General features: G+C 52.8%; 15 protein-coding genes. 3 read left to right on the forward strand and 12 right to left on the reverse strand.

Annotation, left to right across the window (positions count from 1 at the left end; all coding sequences use genetic code 11):
- Positions 1-63 precede the first annotated feature (63 nt).
- A complete protein-coding gene (locus AC790_RS09165) occupies positions 64-543 on the forward strand; it encodes a MarR family winged helix-turn-helix transcriptional regulator (RefSeq protein ID WP_049851565.1) in 480 nt (159 codons plus the stop codon).
- Here AC790_RS09165 and recG read toward each other — a convergent pair.
- From recG to gmk, 5 genes are read right to left on the reverse strand one after another with little or no spacing between them, the layout of a single operon-like run.
- Positions 540-2618 (reverse strand): ATP-dependent DNA helicase RecG, encoded by a 2079-nt coding sequence (recG, locus tag AC790_RS09170; protein WP_049851566.1) that lies wholly within the window; start codon positions 2616-2618, stop codon positions 540-542. The genes AC790_RS09165 and recG overlap by 4 nt on opposite strands.
- Positions 2615-3310: a tRNA (guanosine(18)-2'-O)-methyltransferase TrmH gene (gene trmH, locus AC790_RS09175; RefSeq protein ID WP_049851567.1), complete on the reverse strand. Its 696-nt coding sequence runs from the start codon at positions 3308-3310 to the stop codon at positions 2615-2617. Before trmH ends, recG begins: the two co-directional genes overlap by 4 nt.
- 3 nt (positions 3311-3313) lie before the next feature.
- Entirely contained in the window at positions 3314-5425 is a 2112-nt protein-coding gene (gene spoT, locus AC790_RS09180) for a bifunctional GTP diphosphokinase/guanosine-3',5'-bis pyrophosphate 3'-pyrophosphohydrolase (protein WP_007885263.1), read from the reverse strand.
- A gap of 20 nt (positions 5426-5445) precedes the next feature.
- Positions 5446-5721: a DNA-directed RNA polymerase subunit omega gene (rpoZ, locus tag AC790_RS09185; protein WP_007885265.1), complete on the reverse strand. Its 276-nt coding sequence runs from the start codon at positions 5719-5721 to the stop codon at positions 5446-5448.
- Between the two features lie 57 nt (positions 5722-5778).
- Positions 5779-6402 carry a guanylate kinase gene (gmk, locus tag AC790_RS09190; RefSeq protein WP_036619878.1) on the reverse strand — a complete coding sequence of 208 codons (624 nt, stop codon included), beginning with the start codon at positions 6400-6402 and terminating at the stop codon, positions 5779-5781.
- A gap of 239 nt (positions 6403-6641) precedes the next feature.
- On the opposite strand from gmk, the gene ligB reads away from it, so the two are divergent.
- Positions 6642-8411, forward strand: coding sequence for an NAD-dependent DNA ligase LigB (gene ligB / locus AC790_RS09195; protein ID WP_049851568.1), 1770 nt, complete (start codon positions 6642-6644; stop codon positions 8409-8411).
- Here the strand turns inward: ligB and AC790_RS09200 are convergent.
- Complete coding sequence (locus AC790_RS09200) at positions 8325-8942, reverse strand: trimeric intracellular cation channel family protein (protein ID WP_007885270.1); 618 nt, start codon at positions 8940-8942, stop codon at positions 8325-8327. The genes ligB and AC790_RS09200 overlap by 87 nt on opposite strands.
- A gap of 291 nt (positions 8943-9233) precedes the next feature.
- Here AC790_RS09200 and AC790_RS09205 point away from each other — a divergent pair, with 291 nt between their 5' ends.
- A complete protein-coding gene (locus tag AC790_RS09205) occupies positions 9234-9926 on the forward strand; it encodes a LuxR C-terminal-related transcriptional regulator (protein WP_049851569.1) in 693 nt (230 codons plus the stop codon).
- An 80-nt stretch (positions 9927-10006) separates the two neighbouring features.
- Here the strand turns inward: AC790_RS09205 and AC790_RS09210 are convergent, their stop codons facing one another.
- From AC790_RS09210 to AC790_RS09235, 6 genes are all read right to left on the reverse strand, one after another.
- Positions 10007-10651 carry an oligosaccharide flippase family protein gene (locus AC790_RS09210; protein ID WP_007885273.1) on the reverse strand — a complete coding sequence of 215 codons (645 nt, stop codon included), beginning with the start codon at positions 10649-10651 and terminating at the stop codon, positions 10007-10009.
- A 74-nt stretch (positions 10652-10725) separates the two neighbouring features.
- Entirely contained in the window at positions 10726-10992 is a 267-nt protein-coding gene (locus AC790_RS09215) for a hypothetical protein (protein ID WP_007885275.1), read from the reverse strand.
- A gap of 435 nt (positions 10993-11427) precedes the next feature.
- Positions 11428-11823 (reverse strand): hypothetical protein, encoded by a 396-nt coding sequence (locus AC790_RS09220; protein ID WP_049851570.1) that lies wholly within the window; start codon positions 11821-11823, stop codon positions 11428-11430.
- 106 nt (positions 11824-11929) lie between these two features.
- Entirely contained in the window at positions 11930-13072 is a 1143-nt protein-coding gene (locus tag AC790_RS09225) for an alanine racemase (RefSeq protein ID WP_369817597.1), read from the reverse strand.
- A 205-nt stretch (positions 13073-13277) separates the two neighbouring features.
- Positions 13278-14201 carry a kdo(2)-lipid IV(A) palmitoleoyltransferase gene (gene lpxP, locus AC790_RS09230; protein WP_007885281.1) on the reverse strand — a complete coding sequence of 308 codons (924 nt, stop codon included), beginning with the start codon at positions 14199-14201 and terminating at the stop codon, positions 13278-13280.
- Positions 14202-14626: 425 nt separating this feature from the next.
- Positions 14627-15490, reverse strand: a complete 864-nt coding sequence (locus tag AC790_RS09235) for a YicC/YloC family endoribonuclease (RefSeq protein WP_049851572.1) — start codon at positions 15488-15490, stop codon at positions 14627-14629.
- Positions 15491-15516: the final 26 nt, after the last annotated feature.

Here is a 15516-nt window from a genome sequence, read left to right on the forward strand (position 1 = left end):
CCTTCAGTTAGTCGGAAACTATGTGTAATATGCACACATTAGTCTTGCCTCGGGAAAGCGTCAATGAAAAGTGTGCAAAATACACATAATAGTGCAGCATTTGATGATCTGCACAACGCGCTGCTGATGATTGTTGGAACCTTCAATCGACCGCAACGTGATGAATTGCTAATAAAAGAATCGAATATTAAGCTTGATCGCGCACTGTTTCCGCTAATGATTCAGATTGGCCGCTTCGGGCCGATTGGTGTGGTTGAACTGGCGGAGCGTGCTGGGCGCGATTACACCACCGTCAGTCGTCAGGTGGCGAAACTGGAAGAGTTGGGGCTGGCACAGCGCCAGAAAAATGCCAAAGACAAACGGGTGAACGAAGCGGTGATTACTACGGCAGGTAAAGCGATGACCGACAAAATCGATGCTGCGCGCGCGCAGATTTATCAAAAACTGTTTGCCAGCTGGCAGGATGACGAGCGCGCCGAGCTGGCGCGTTTGCTGCAGAAATTTGTCGCAGATTTTATGGCGGTTGATAATACCGCGGATTAAGCGTTGCTGTAGCGCTCGGTTTCCGGCAGCCAGCGCTCAATTAATGCCTGCGCCTGCTCAGGATAATGCTGGTGGATATGGCGCGCCACGCGCTGAACTTCGGGGATCATGCCTTGATCGCGCAGCAAATCAGCCACTTTAAACTCGGCGTTACCTGTCTGACGGGTGCCAAGCATTTCACCGGGACCGCGAATCTCTAAATCGTGCTGCGCAATCACAAAGCCATCGTTGCTGTCGCGCAGCACCTGTAGACGTTTTTGTGCGGTTTTGCTCAGCGGCGCTTTGTACAGCAGCACGCAATGCGAGGCGACGGCGCCACGGCCAACGCGGCCGCGCAGCTGGTGCAGCTGCGCCAAACCGAGACGTTCTGGATTCTCAATGATCATTAGGCTGGCGTTTGGCACATCCACGCCCACTTCAATCACCGTGGTGGCAATTAACAGCTGAATTTCATTGGCTTTAAACGCCGCCATCACCGCCTGCTTTTCGGCTGGCTTCATGCGGCCGTGGACCAGGCCAACCTGCAAATCTGGCAGCGCCACTTTCAGCTCTTCCCAGGTGGCTTCCGCCGCCTGCGCTTCCAGCACTTCAGACTCTTCGATCAGCGTACAGACCCAATAAGCCTGGCGCCCTTCATGACAGGCGCTCTGCACGCGGGTGATGATCTCGCTGCGGCGACTATCGGGAATTGCCACCGTGGTCACCGGCGTACGTCCCGGCGGTAATTCATCGATGGTCGAGGTATCGAGATCGGCGTAAGCGGTCATCGCCAGCGTGCGGGGGATCGGTGTCGCGGTCATAATCAACTGGTGCGGATGGAAGCCCTGTTCCTCACCTTTTTCCCACAGCGCTAAGCGCTGATGCACGCCAAAGCGGTGCTGCTCATCAATGATCACCAGCGCCATGCCGTTAAATTTCACCTGCTCCTGGAACAACGCGTGGGTGCCGACCACCATCGCGACCTGACCGCTGGCAATCGCTTCCTGCTGCGCTTCACGCGCTTTGCCTTTCTGCTTGCCCGCCAGCCAGCCCACTTCAATTCCCAGCGGCGCAAACCACTGACGGAAATTGTTGGCGTGCTGCTCAGCCAGCAGTTCGGTGGGAGCCATTAACGCCACCTGTTTGCCATGCGCGATGACATTCAGTGCCGCCAGTGCAGCCACTAGCGTTTTACCGGAACCGACATCGCCCTGCACCAAACGCATCATCGGAAAATCGTTGGCCAGATCCTTTTCGATTTCTGCCACCACGCGCTGTTGCGCACCGGTTGGCGAAAAGGGCAGCGCCGCGAGCAGTTGATTAACCAGCTCATGACGTGCCGGCATCGGCAGCGCATGATGGCGCTGCGCGCCAGCGCGCACTGCCAGCATACTGAGGTTATGCGCCAGCAGTTCTTCCAGAATTAAGCGCTTCTGTGCCGGATGACGCCCGGTCTCCAGCTCGCTCAAGCGTAAATCCGGCGGTGGACGATGCAGAGTGCGCAGTGCATCTGGCAGGCTAATCAGCCCGCCGCTCAGTTCTGACGGCAGCAGTTCGGCAATCGGGCAGCTTTCCAGCAGCGTTAGCGCCTGATCGGTGAGATTGCGCAGCGTCGCCTGACGAATGCCTTCGGTTGTAGGATAGACCGGCGTGAGGGTTTCCTGCAGCTCAACGCCGCCTTGTTCGCCCTGCACGCGATACTCGGGATGAATGATTTCCGCACCGCGCTGGCCGCGTTTTATCTCGCCATAGGCAGTAACACGTCGGCCTGGTGACAGGCTGTTTTTCATCCCGGCATTGAAATTGAAGAAGCGCATGGTCAGCATGCCGCTGCCATCGCTAATCTGGCACACCAGCATGCGGCGGCGGCCAAAGGTAATTTCGCTGCTCAGCACTTCACCTTCCACCGTGGCATAGACGCCCGGTAGCAGGTCATTAATTTTATAGAGTTGGGTGCGATCTTCGTAGCGAAGTGGCAGGTGCAGCAGCAAATCCTGAATGGTAAACAGGCCGAGTTTAGCCAGCTTACTCGCCTGACTGGCGCCGACGCCGGTCAGGGTACTGAGCGGGATGGCGTCCAGCAGACGGCCTTTCATTTTTTACCCGTCGATTGCATGGTGGCCCACCAACCGGCGTCGGCTTCCACCTCGCCCTGGGCATTGATGTGCGGATAAGGCAGGCCCTTCTGTTTGGCGACGCGCGCCAGTACCGGATAGCCGCCTTCAAACAGCAGGCGCTGTTGTTCGTCTTCATCGAGCAGGCTGTAGGTGCGCTGATACATTCCGGCATTCTGTCGTTGACGCTGCGCTTCATACAGAATCAACGCAGACGCGACCGAGACGTTGAGCGACTGCACCATGCCAACCATCGGCACAATGATGTCCTGATCGGCCAATGCCAGCGCTTCCGCTGTAATCCCGGTCTTTTCCTGACCCATCAGAATACAGGTCGGTTTAGTGTAATCGACCTCGCGAAAATCCACCGCTTTGGCCGACAGATTGGTCGCCAGCACCTGCATGCCTTCATCTTTAAGATGGCGTACCGCTTCGGCAATATGACGATGCGTTTTCACCTTCACCCAGCTGTTGCTGCCAGCTGAAGCTGAAACCATAGTGCGCATACGCACGCTTGGCCACACGGCGTGCACTTCGTGGATGCCGACCGCATCGGCGGTACGGATCACCGCTGAGACATTATGCGGTTTATGCACCTGTTCCATGCAGACGGTGAGATCGTGCTGGCGCAGAGCCAACATCTCCTGAATACGAGCAAAGCGTTGAGCGTTCATCGACTAGTTACGGTTTCTGTGAACTTTGATCACGTCCGGCATTACGCGGATTTTGCGCATAATATTCGCCAAATGGACGCGATCGTTCGCGGTGAGGCGGATAAAGGCGCTGTATACGCGACCATCTCGCTCTTCGGTATTCAGGCTCTGAATGTTGGAACCGGCAGTATTAATTGCCGCAGTCAGATTCGCCAGCGCACCCTGATGGTTGAACATGTCGACTTTAATCTCGGCGACAAATTCCTGATCGGTCACTTTATCCCACTCTACCGGCATGAACTTTTCAGGCTCTTTTTGGTAGCCGCGAATATTACGGCAGGATTCGTGATGCACCACCAGTCCTTTGCCGGGACTAACGTGCGCAACGATGGGATCGCCTGGAATCGGACGGCAGCATTTGGCAAAGGTGATCAGCACGCCATCTGCACCTTTGATCGGCAGCTTTTTGCGTTTGCTGTTACTTTGCGGCTCATCACTGCCCGCCTGCAGTAGGTTCTTCGCTACCACCACGCTCATGGCGTTACCGAGGCCAATTTCCGCCAGCAAATCATCGATGGCGGTCAGCTTCATGCGTTCCAGTTCGTGCTGAATATTCTCTGCCGGAATTTCTGCCAGCTTCTTGCTGCCGCCAAGCGCATGGCTTAACAGACGACGGCCAAGATTAACGGAGTCTTCACGTTTGAGGTTTTTCAGCAGTTGACGAATTTTGGCGCGTGCTTTTGAGCTGACGACAAAATTGAGCCAGGCAGCGTTCGGGCGAGCGCCCGGCGCGGTAATGATTTCAATGGTTTGACCGCTGGTCAGCGATTGAGACAGCGGATAAGGCTGGCGATCGACGCGAGCGCCAACGCAGGCATGACCGATATCGGTATGCACCGCATAGGCGAAATCGACTGGCGTGGCGCCAGCCGGCAATTCGACAATGCGGCCTTCCGGCGTGAACACATAGATCTCATCCGGGAAGAGATCGGATTTCACGCTTTCAATAAATTCAAATGAGCTACCGGCGCTTTGTTGCAGCTCCAGCAGGCTTTGCAACCAGCGCTGAGCACGAATTTGCGCGGTAGTACCGCTAATTTCACCGGTCTCTTTATAAGCCCAGTGTGCGGCAACACCCATTTCAGCCATCTGATCCATATCTTCGGTACGGATCTGCACTTCAACCGGCACGCCATGCGGGCCAATCATTGAGGTGTGCAGCGATTGATAGCCGTTGGCCTTGGGAATGGCGATGTAATCTTTCACGCGTCCGGGACGCGGTTTGTACAAGCTGTGCATCTGGCCAAGCACGCGGTAACAGGTATCCAGATCTTTCACGATGACGCGAAAAGCGTAGATATCCATGATCGAGTGAAAACGCTGCTCTTTCAGGTGCATTTTGCGGTAGATCGAATAGAGATGCTTCTCACGTCCACTTACGCGGCAGGGAATACCTGCTTCCTGTAAGCGACCGTCGATTTCAGCGAGGATCTTCTGAATCATCTCTTTTCGATTACCACGCGCCGCTTTCACCACCTCTTTGATCACGCGGAAACGGTTCGGGTAGAGCGCTTCAAAGCCGAGCTCTTCCAGTTCTGTTTTCAGGTGATGAATACCAAGACGGTGCGCCAGAGGACTATAAATCTCCAGCGTTTCCAGCGCGATACGGCGTTTTTTATCCGGGCGTAACGCGCCGAGCGTGCGCATGTTGTGCGTGCGGTCAGCCAGTTTGATCAAGATGACGCGGATATCCTGCACCATCGCCATGATCATTTTGCGGAAGTTTTCAGCCTGCGCTTCTTTCTTGTCGCGGAACTTCAGCTTATCGAGCTTGGAGACACCTTCCACCAGTTCGGCAACGCTTTTACCAAACAGCTGTTCCATATCCTGATAAGTGGCGGGCGTATCTTCAATCACATCATGCAGCAGCGCCGCCATTAGCGTTTCATGGTCGAGTTTCATCTCGGCCAGAATGCAGGCGACAGCAACAGGATGGGTGATGTAAGGCTCGCCGCTGGAGCGTGTTTGACCCTCGTGGGCATCACGCGCGACTAGATAAGCTTGCTTGAGGCGCTTTATTTGCTCCTCAGGCAAGTATTTTTCAATCAGTTGATTGAGGCTTTCGAACAGATACAAGGGCGACCTGCAGAGTGCTGTTAACGACGACCTTCAGCGATAGCGGTAACGGCTTGTAACTCAGCGGCTTCCTGCTCGTGCTGTTCCTGACGATCACGGACATCCAGGATCTGGGTGGTGATCAAACCTTCTTCAATTTCGCGCAGGGCGATAACGGTCGGCTTATCGTTCTCTTCTGGAACCAGCGCATCTTTACCGCCTACCTGCATCTGACGTGCACGACGTGCAGCGACCAACACCAGGTCAAAACGGTTACCAACTTTCTCTACTGCGTCCTGAACGGTTACGCGTGCCATAGGTGTGCTACTCCACAGATGATGAAGAAATGACTGGGCATAATACTGAAAGTGAATTCAGACTGCCAATAGTTTGCTGATTAAAGCATCATGTCGCGATTTTTGGCGACCCATACGCAGACGTTCTGCGCGAATAATGGTTTTCAGATCTGACAACGCCAGATCGAAATCATCATTAACAATTAAATAATCATATTCGGCATAGTGGCTCATTTCCGCCACCGCCTGTTGCATACGACGGGCAATCACCTCTTCGCTGTCCTGACCGCGTCCACGCAGGCGGCGATCCAACTCTTCGGTAGAGGGCGGCAACACAAAGATGCTGCGTGCAGCAGGCATTTTCTTGCGAATTTGCTGCGCACCTTGCCAGTCGATATCCAGGAAGACGTCAACGCCGGTCGCCAGCACCTGCTCAATGGCAGCGCGTGACGTACCGTAATAATTGCCAAACACTTCCGCATGTTCAAGGAAGTCATCTGCTGCAATCATGGTCTCGAATTCGGGCTTAGAGACGAAAAAGTAGTGCTCACCATGAGCTTCACCGGGACGCACGCCACGGGTGGTATGCGAAATAGACACTTGCGTATCGTACAACGGTTGTGTCTTTAACAGCGCCTGAATCAGGCTGGATTTACCCGCGCCGCTAGGGGCGGAAACAATATAAAGCGTGCCTTGAGCCATGGTTATCTTGAATTGAGTAAAGAGCGGAGTCGATTTCCTGCACAGTATACACGGCTTAAGGGTGTCACGCAGCGTTTGCCGCTTGGCTGAGGCAATTCTTTTTCTGTGAAGCCGCGCCAGAAGCAGATGCAGCATGCTGCAACGGGCATATAAACGATGGAATCTGCTTCTATCTTGCAATTTTCACTGCTGGTAAAAGCCTTCGCTGCACGCTCCAATAGACAAAAAGGAGAGTGAAGATGAAAGGATGCCTCAGTGTGATTTGCTGCTTTTTCAGCGTAGGTTGCTGGGCCGAAGCGCTGTGTCCAAATTGGTCGCCCGTGCGCGCCGGGCAGGAGATAGCGCAGCTGCAAACCCAGCTACGTCAGTGGGACGACGCTTATTATCGGCAGGGTACTCATGCGGTGACCGATGCGGATTATGACAGCCTGCAACAGCGGTTACAGCAGTGGCAGCGCTGTTTCACCCCCGCGCAGCCCTCCTATGATGCTCAACTCACCACCGACGGCAGCACGCATCATCCCGTTGCACACACTGGCGTGCGCAAACTGCGCGATAAGCTGGCGGTGGCGTATTGGATGCAAGATAGATCTGCGCTGTGGTTGCAGCCCAAAGTTGATGGCGTAGCTGTCACGTTAGTGTATCGGCAAGGTCGGTTGGTTTCATTAATCAGCCGTGGCGATGGTTTGCGTGGTGAAGAGTGGCTGGCCAAATCGCCCCATATTCCTGCCATTCCGCAACGTATTAATACCCAGCGAGACGAAGTCATACTGCAAGGTGAGCTGTTTCTGCAGATGAACGATCATCAACAGGCTCGCGACGGTGGTAAAAATGCGCGTGCTCAGGTGGCGGGAGCGATGATGCGGCACGACAGCAGCCCGCTTCTTGATCGCCTCGGTATATTCATCTGGGCGTGGCCGGACGGCCCGGCTTCGATGTCCGATCGTCTGGCGCAGCTAACGCAATGGGGCTTTGGACTCACGCAGAGCTGGAGTCGTCAGGTGAGTAATGAAGAGGAGGTCGCAGTATGGCGCGATCGCTGGTACCGCGAATCGCTGCCATTTGTCACCGATGGCGTAGTGATCCATCAATCACCTGCCAGCGCAGGGCGCGATTGGCAGCCTGGGCAGGGCAGTTGGTCAGCGGCATGGAAATATCAGCCGGCGGAAGTCAGTAGCGAAGTGCTCTCGGTAGATTTCAATGTAGGACGCACGGGCAAGATTGCCGTCGTGCTGAATCTGATCCCGGTGCAACTCGACGATAAAACGGTACGGCGGGTCAACATTGGCTCACTGCGCCGCTGGCGCGAACTGGATGTGATCGCGGGCGATGAGGTGACGCTCACGCTTGCGGGATTAGGCATTCCCCGGCTGGAGCGGGTAATTTGGCGCGTTGTGCAGCGCGATTATCCATCGTCGCCTCAGGATGGCGAATTCCACGGCTTAACGTGTCTGCACTTTAGCGCTGCCTGCCGGGCGCAGTTTTTGTCTCGCCTCAGTTGGCTGAGCCAGAAAACGGTGTTGGATATTGCGGGCGTACAGCGCAGCAGCTGGCAGCGCTTACTGGATAGTGGTGCTATCACGCATCTCTTTTCCTGGCTGACGCTGACGCCAGAGCAGATTGCGCAGGCCAACGGGATAACGCCTGCTCGCGCGCAGCTCATCTGGCACCGCTTCAACTTAACGCGGCAACTGCCGCTGCGGCGCTGGGTAAGTGCACTTGGCTTGCCGTTACCGCGTACGGCTCTGCAGGCGCTCCCGGATACACAGTGGTCGCAGTTGATGGCGCGAACGGCGGAAAGCTGGCAGCAGTTGCCCGGTATCGGTAGCGTTTTGGCACAGCGGATTGTGATGATGCTGCAGGATGCGAGCCTGCAGCAATTGATTCACTTTCTGCAACAGCAGGAGATCCCTGCTGTTGACTCAATGTTCAGGGTGGGGATAGTTGAAAATCGGCAAACCGAGGCGGAAACGCAGCGCCAGCAAGCGGGCGAAGAAGCCAAACAGTAGCGTGATGATCACCACCGCTTCATGCGCCAGCGGCGTTTTCAATAGCAGGATGTACATCCAGCCAGAGGCGAACGCGATACCGGCATACAGCTCTTTCTGGAACACCAGCGGAATGCGATTGCAAAACATGTCGCGCAGTACGCCGCCAAACACACCGGTAATTACAGCGGCGATGGCAGCAATAATGGAAGCATGACCACTATCAAGTGCGACCTGTGCGCCAATAATCGAGAACACCACCAGACCCAGCGCATCCAGCACCAGAAATACTTTACGCAGATGCGTCATTAGGGGGGCAACAAAGGTCGTCACCACCGCAGCGGCAGCGACGATCATGATGTATTCAGGATGTTTTACCCAGCCGAGAGGGTAGTGACCCAGCAGAATATCACGCACCGAACCACCACCAATCGCGGTAACCGAAGCAATGATGATCACGCCGAACAAATCCATTTTGCGACGCCCTGCCGCCAGTGCGCCGGTCATGGCTTCGGCAGTAATACCAATAATATAGAGAACGGTTAATAACATAGAGCACTCCATCAGATTGGCGGCAAGGCTAAAGATTTCCCAGCGGGTAGACCACTGAGATTTTCTCAATAAAGCAGCATCAGATTAGCCATTTTTATGGCAAGCATGCTAACAGGCTTAGCAGGTGGGATAAATCAGCATTCAGCCACCGTTTCGCATGAGTATAAATGATGCGAATCGTTAAAAACCTCATCAACTTAAGTTTCAGGCAGATTGTGTCGTACCTGTCTATTGCCTGTTCAGCCAGGCTCCCAACTCATTGGCATCACGCGCGGCAACTATCGGACAGGCATGAAAACTCGTAACGAAGACATTCTCTTTTTCTCTTCCGACAAACTGGCGGCGGTGGGGTTGGAGGGGCTATTGGCTACACTACCTATTGACGGCCAGGTGCATGAGTTGTGGTCGCTGAGCACCGTGATGTCGCAGTGTGAAAAACTCAAGCCGCGGTTGTTAGTCTGCATTTTCCACGAAAATATGCCGTTGGCCGGTACCTTCAAGGTGCTCTATGCCTTGCAACAGCAGTTTCCCACGATGCAGATATTGGTGCTTACCCGGCGCTTATTACCGTTAATGCATGCATTAAGCCGCTATCTGCCAGCACTCAATATTCTGGATTTAAAATCATCCTGTCAGGCTGTTACCCACCGCTTGAGCGCTTGCATCAGCGCGAGTACACAGGTTCAGTTGATGGAAGGCGCTGACATTCTGCTGCCCGATCGTCAGCTACGCGTGTTACTGATGATGGCATGGGGTTATAGCACCGAACACATTGGCACTCGTTTAGGTATCAGTCATAAAACGGTGAATGCGCACAAGCTCAACGCACTGACGCGGCTGCAGATCAAAAACAAGAATGATATGGCCGATCTGTTTATGGTGATTGATGAGTTGCGGATGCTGGTGAGTTGGCTGCGCTTGCAGCGTAACGGTAAGTTAAGCGAACTCGCTTTTCACTCATTGGAAGAGTTACTAGAAGCGTAAAAAGAAAAAAGCGTGCTGGCGACCAGCACGCGAACGCATCTTTTCAGATGCCCAGAGCCCACCATACAGACTTGTTTTTATTATCCGTTTCTTGCTCGCACGTTGACGAAACTTTTTAGGCTAAAACGGTATTCTGGCTGAAACCAGGCACGACCGTAGTAGCAATAAACCAGCATTCTGATGGATACCATGGCAAGGTAACCCCAGATAGCGCACAACACTGAGGGTGTCAGCCACACGGTGAAGAGCGTGACGCCTAATCCCACCAGCACAGAAGAGACTTCCGTGAATGCAATTCGCGAAAATTGGTTTTCCCGCTGTAATATTGCGCGATAATGTTGCCCCTGTGGAATAATAATGAATATGACCGAAATCATTTCAAGCATTACCGCCATCTCAGGTTGATTCATTATACGACCAGAAATATCACTGCCAATAAACAGTACAGCAAAGATAACAAGGCCGCTTAATACGTTTCCCCAATATAAAATTGAGAGATCGCTATTATTGAGGTTGTTATTTCTTATAATGGCATTGCCAAACTTTCGGTCGGCTAGTGTATCAATAATTAACAGCATCACAATCGCAATGGCGAGTAGATCTAACTCATTTGCCTGAAGTATTTTTGCCAGAAGTGAAAGTTGTAAAACACCAATGCCGACGATTTTGATTGATGACAAAATTGACCATTTAGCGTGGGTCAGATTTTTCTCTCTTAACGCCATACTCTGCTCATTATGGTACATGTACCAGTGCAATTAAGGGGTTACTCTAGCCAGAGGTTAGAGTCCAGCTCACATCAATGCAGCGATTCCTGGCGCAGTCCTGAAATACCTTTCAGGTTTTGCCACGTAAAGATGCTTTCAATTAAATGATGTTCTGAATGTATAAAGATGCCCCTGGCGCTTAATGGTGTTTTTGTCTTAACGGTATCTCCTCCTGTGCGGAGGAAATCCGTAAGATCATTATAAAATCCCTTTGCGTTTATATATTCCCCGGCCAGCATCCGCCTGGCAATCTCAACAAATTCTTTTTCTGATAACAAAGGATAGGTTGAGCGATCCATGTTATTTCCCTGCTGTTGTTATTATGGTTACTGCTGTGTGTGAAGGAGTTATACCGTGTTTTAATTAAATTAACACCATCAGAAAACTCCTATAAATCCACCGCAGGAATAAATGGTTTCAGAATATGCATCAGAATATATAAGGCGAACGGCTTACTATTTATTAAAATTTTTAGTCTTTCCTCGCCCCTTGATGAAGTTGCAATAGACGGATAACTAAAAAATCTCGATAAATCATACGGGCCAGGCTTTTTTATAAGCATCCTCACCAGGAGGTTTCCTGGTGAGGATGCTTAAGCCGGACTGGTGATTAGCGTATAAATCAGTGGAGGTTTTGCTAAAACAGTTAAACGCTGCTGTGCGAAAAAGAAACCGATTTTTATCGTTTGATTCCAGCAACAGTTAAAGAGGTGTTGATTGCATAATTCATTGATTTTAATGAGTTAACAGGTGAAGAAGTTGTTCGAGGTCGCGTTTTACCCATGCAACATCCTGGGCAAATTTCTCATCCGACATCAACGGCTGGCGATAAACGACCATCACCACTTCTGCACCTTGTTCGTTAGCAATCACCCGCATCGGCACATAAATCTCTTTTCCGCTACCGGTATCAATCCAGTGGTCCATTACGCCAAACGGGTTGTGTGGGGTAAATCGAATCTTTACCGTTCCCTCTGGGCCTTTGGCTTTCCAGCTATTTCCTTCCTGCGTCAGCGTGCTGGCGCTGAGCCCACTTGCCCATTTGGCAAAGCATTCAGGCTTCCAGATGGTTTCATATAAATCTAACCAGTTGCGTGGAACGGTTAGCGTGACTGTCTGAGATGGCAGCATGGAACCTCCTGATGTGATACAGCCATTAAAGCACGGTGGTACCGGGCTGCAAACGGCCCGGTCATGGAAGTGTGGTACAGCAGCGGTTTCCGTGAGAATGCTGTAATCAGATGAACTTGCCGCGCCCCTGAATATCCCGTTCTTCACCGCTGCCATCAGCCTGACGCAGCACGAAGCGATCGGACTGCGCCACCACTGCACAGCTGTGATTAGGGAAGATACGCAGCAGTGCGCCAACAGGCGGCGCCTGATCGCCATATTGCAGAAAGCCATGCTCTTCCGACAGCTTCAACACTTCATAGTGATAGCCTTGCTCATCCACCGCGATGCCAAATCCGCTGGCATTGGTGCCGTGCGGACCTTTATCTGAACTGAGCATCTTGGATCCGGCATCAATAATGGCGAAGTGCGGATTAACTGCGACGACGCGTGTCACCACGCTCAATGCCAATTCATCCGGCGCACACAGACCCAAACGCCATGCGGTAAGATCCAGCAGCGCGTAATTGCCGGGGCGGATTTCATCACAGCCATTGGCTACCGGAGCTGCTAACGCCGTTGGTGTTGAACCAACCGAAATCGCGCAGTCAGCAAATCCGGCGGCGATCAGGCGCTGTTGCACATCGCGCATCAGTGCAATTTCCTGCAGTGCAATTTCCGCGATGGCAACGGCATTGCCCGCACCATAAGCATGTCCAGCATGAGAAACCAATCCGGCAAACGGCAGACCTGCATCCTGAATTTGCTGCGCCAGCGTAATGGCGGCACTGCTGTGTGGATCGATACCAATGCGATGCAGGCCGACATCCACCTTAATCGCTATCGCTAACTGGCAATCGGGCTGACGCTGATGTGCCGCAGTAATCGCCGCAACGCCAGTTGCGCAATCAGCAATGCAGGTAATACGCGCCTGGTGTTGTGCGGCAACCGCTAACATTTCGGCCAGTGTGTCGGCTTGCACTATAGGATAAGCCAGCAGCAGATCGCGTTCACCACCGAGAATAAAGGCGATGCCTTCACTCGGCTTAGAAACGGTAATGCCCTGCGCGCCAAGTGCTCTCTGTTGCTCAGCGATCCAGACGCTTTTATGGGTTTTGATATGGGGGCGCAGCGCGACGCCAGCGGCATCGGCTTTTTGCTGCATCTGATGCAGATTGCGCTGCAGGCGCGGTGCATCAATTTCAAGGTAAGGAGTGAGCCGGTCGGCAATCAACGGTCGCAGCCAGCCAGCCGCTATATTCTGTTCCATCATAATAGTCCGCAGGTAATGACAAGTGCGGACCATCATTAAACAATGCGCAGCAGAATGCCAGCCGCTAGCCTAACCCATTGCCAGCATTCTCTTTTCGGCAAATAAGGTGCGGCAAAGGTTGATTAACGAGTTTGGTACGAGTGGGGGTCAACGATGAGCGGAGCAGAATGAGCAGCAGGCCAAAACCTGCTGCCTCGGAAGATTAGATATAGAGAGAAGCTTCACCCGGCGGACGCGTTTTAAAGCGACGATGCAGCCACAGGTACTGATCGGGCGCACGGAGGATCTCTTTTTCGATCACTCTGTTCATGTAGGCAGCCGCTGCGGCTTCATCCTCATAAGGATAATTTTCCAGTTCTGGCTGAATAATCAGCTGGTAACCGCTTTTATCCTGATTACGAATCAGCACGATAGTCAGCATCGCCGGTTTCGCCAGGCGTGACAGAACAAAAGTACCGTTGGTCGTTGCCGCTTGTTTCACCGCAAACAGCGGCGCAAACACGCTGCCTTTCGGGCCGTAATCCTGATCGGGTGCGAACCAAACGGCTTCGCCTTTTTTCAGAGCCTGCACCATGCCACGCAAATCACGGCGATCGATCATGGCTTTATTCGAACGCATACGACCTTTAGTTTGCGCCCATTCCATGGCCTGATTATTGTGCGGGCGATACATCGCCATCATCGGCTGACACAAACCGGTAATCCGTCCGCCCAGTTCGAGCGACATAAAATGCACACCGATAACCATCACACCACGCTGGTGGCTTTGCGCCTTCTGCAGGTTTTCAAGGCCGCTGACCTTGAAGTAACGACGCACGCGCGCGTCCGACCAGAACCAGGCAATGCCGGTTTCTGCCAGTGCCATCCCGAGCGAGGCGAAGTTGCCCGCGATCATCGCCTCTTTCTGTTCTTCTTCAATATTGGGGAAGCACAGCTCAATGTTGCGGCGAGTAATGCGTTCACGGCGCTGCAGGAAATGGCGAGACAGTTTGCCAGCGCCAGCACCAAGCCGGATAAGAATAGGGTAGGGAAGTTGCACCAGTAGCCACAGAACACCTAGCCCAAACCAGGTAAACCAGTAGCGAGGATGCAGAAGAGTGGATCGGAACTGCCTGGATTTCGTCATAACGCCTTCATGTCGGGAAAATGTATCGCACAAAGAAGAGAGTCCATGAGTTCCTGGCGGTACAACTGTTCTAATTACGACCAGTAGATTAACAAATAGTGCCGTCAAAGAAACGCGATCTCCACAATCTTTAAGATTAAGAGAAGTTGTTGATGCAGCGACTATGAGTAGTTTAATGGCTATCTGGTGGATAGTTATTTTTAAATATCAGTAGTTTAATGGCAGAGTTTCATAAGGTTGAACGGTGATGTTTGCTCGCTTAAAGTCAATTCTGAAAAGATTTTTTATGATTGCTGACACTTATTTAACGCTAACCGCGAAAAATAGCGCTCTGGCTTACGTAGCTTATGAGTAAACCGCAACGCTTTTGCCTGTCATCTATACCTTAAGAAGCCCGCTATGCTGCGGGCTTTTCGAAAAGCATGTTACTCGATATTCTGAATCTGCTCACGCATCTGCTCGATCAAAACTTTCAGTTCAATCGCTGATGCGGTGATCTCGGCATTGATGGATTTCGATGCCAGGGTGTTCGACTCGCGGTTGAACTCCTGCATCATAAAGTCGAGACGGCGGCCAACGGCTTCTTTCTTCTTCAGGATGTTGTAGGTCTCATTCACATGCGCATCCAAACGATCCAGCTCTTCCGAAACATCGGTGCGCTGCGCCATCATCACCAGCTCTTGCTCAAGGCGATTGTTCTCGAGCTGCACTTCGGCTTCTTCCAGCTTGGTCACCAGACGTTCGCGCTGCCATTTAATGACTTCTGGCATCTGCGCGCGCACTTTGCTGACTTCTTGCGATACGCCCTCCAGGCGCTGTTCGATCATCGCTTTCAGCGCGGTACCTTCGCTTTCACGCGCTTCGATAAAGTCATCCAATGCGCCATCCAGCGCGACCAGCAGTTCGGCGTTAATCGCATCGAGATCCTGCTCCTCGGCTGACATCACACCCGGCCAGCGCAAAATATCCAGCGGGTTGATCGCGCCTTCATCACTCTGCATTTTTACCCAGTTGGCAGCCTGCACCAGCTGTTTTGCCAGCGACTCATTCAGCTGCAACTCGCCTTGCGCGCTGGCATCGGCGTCATAGCGCAAATAGCACTCGATTTTACCGCGCGTCAGACGGTTGCGAATACGCTCGCGGATGACAGGTTCCAGACCACGGAACTGTTCCGGTAAACGGATATAGGTTTCCAGATAGCGCTGGTTAACAGAACGAAGCTCCCAGGCGGCGCTGCCCCAGTGGCCTTTGGCTTCGCGGCGGGCGTAAGCGGTCATACTGCGGATCATAATCGTCTTCTCATTTTCAGAAATGT

Origin of the sequence: Pantoea sp. RIT-PI-b, assembly GCF_001187905.1 — a bacterium.
Taxonomy (GTDB): Bacteria; Pseudomonadota; Gammaproteobacteria; order Enterobacterales; family Enterobacteriaceae; genus Pantoea; species Pantoea nemavictus.

Excerpts from the sequence above, each read along its gene's own strand:
- AC790_RS09165 (WP_049851565.1), top strand. The coding sequence starts at position 64 with ATGAAAAGTGTGCAAAATACACATAATAGTGCAGCATTTGATGATCTG.
- recG (WP_049851566.1), bottom strand. The coding sequence starts at position 2,618 with ATGAAAGGCCGTCTGCTGGACGCCATCCCGCTCAGTACCCTGACCGGC.
- trmH (WP_049851567.1), bottom strand. The coding sequence starts at position 3,310 with ATGAACGCTCAACGCTTTGCTCGTATTCAGGAGATGTTGGCTCTGCGC.
- rpoZ (WP_007885265.1), bottom strand. The coding sequence starts at position 5,721 with ATGGCACGCGTAACCGTTCAGGACGCAGTAGAGAAAGTTGGTAACCGT.
- gmk (WP_036619878.1), bottom strand. The coding sequence starts at position 6,402 with ATGGCTCAAGGCACGCTTTATATTGTTTCCGCCCCTAGCGGCGCGGGT.
- ligB (WP_049851568.1), top strand. The coding sequence starts at position 6,642 with ATGAAAGGATGCCTCAGTGTGATTTGCTGCTTTTTCAGCGTAGGTTGC.
- AC790_RS09200 (WP_007885270.1), bottom strand. The coding sequence starts at position 8,942 with ATGTTATTAACCGTTCTCTATATTATTGGTATTACTGCCGAAGCCATG.
- AC790_RS09205 (WP_049851569.1), top strand. The coding sequence starts at position 9,234 with ATGAAAACTCGTAACGAAGACATTCTCTTTTTCTCTTCCGACAAACTG.
- AC790_RS09210 (WP_007885273.1), bottom strand. The coding sequence starts at position 10,651 with ATGGCGTTAAGAGAGAAAAATCTGACCCACGCTAAATGGTCAATTTTG.
- AC790_RS09215 (WP_007885275.1), bottom strand. The coding sequence starts at position 10,992 with ATGGATCGCTCAACCTATCCTTTGTTATCAGAAAAAGAATTTGTTGAG.
- AC790_RS09220 (WP_049851570.1), bottom strand. The coding sequence starts at position 11,823 with ATGCTGCCATCTCAGACAGTCACGCTAACCGTTCCACGCAACTGGTTA.
- AC790_RS09225 (WP_369817597.1), bottom strand. The coding sequence starts at position 13,072 with ATGGAACAGAATATAGCGGCTGGCTGGCTGCGACCGTTGATTGCCGAC.
- lpxP (WP_007885281.1), bottom strand. The coding sequence starts at position 14,201 with ATGACGAAATCCAGGCAGTTCCGATCCACTCTTCTGCATCCTCGCTAC.
- AC790_RS09235 (WP_049851572.1), bottom strand. The coding sequence starts at position 15,490 with ATGATCCGCAGTATGACCGCTTACGCCCGCCGCGAAGCCAAAGGCCAC.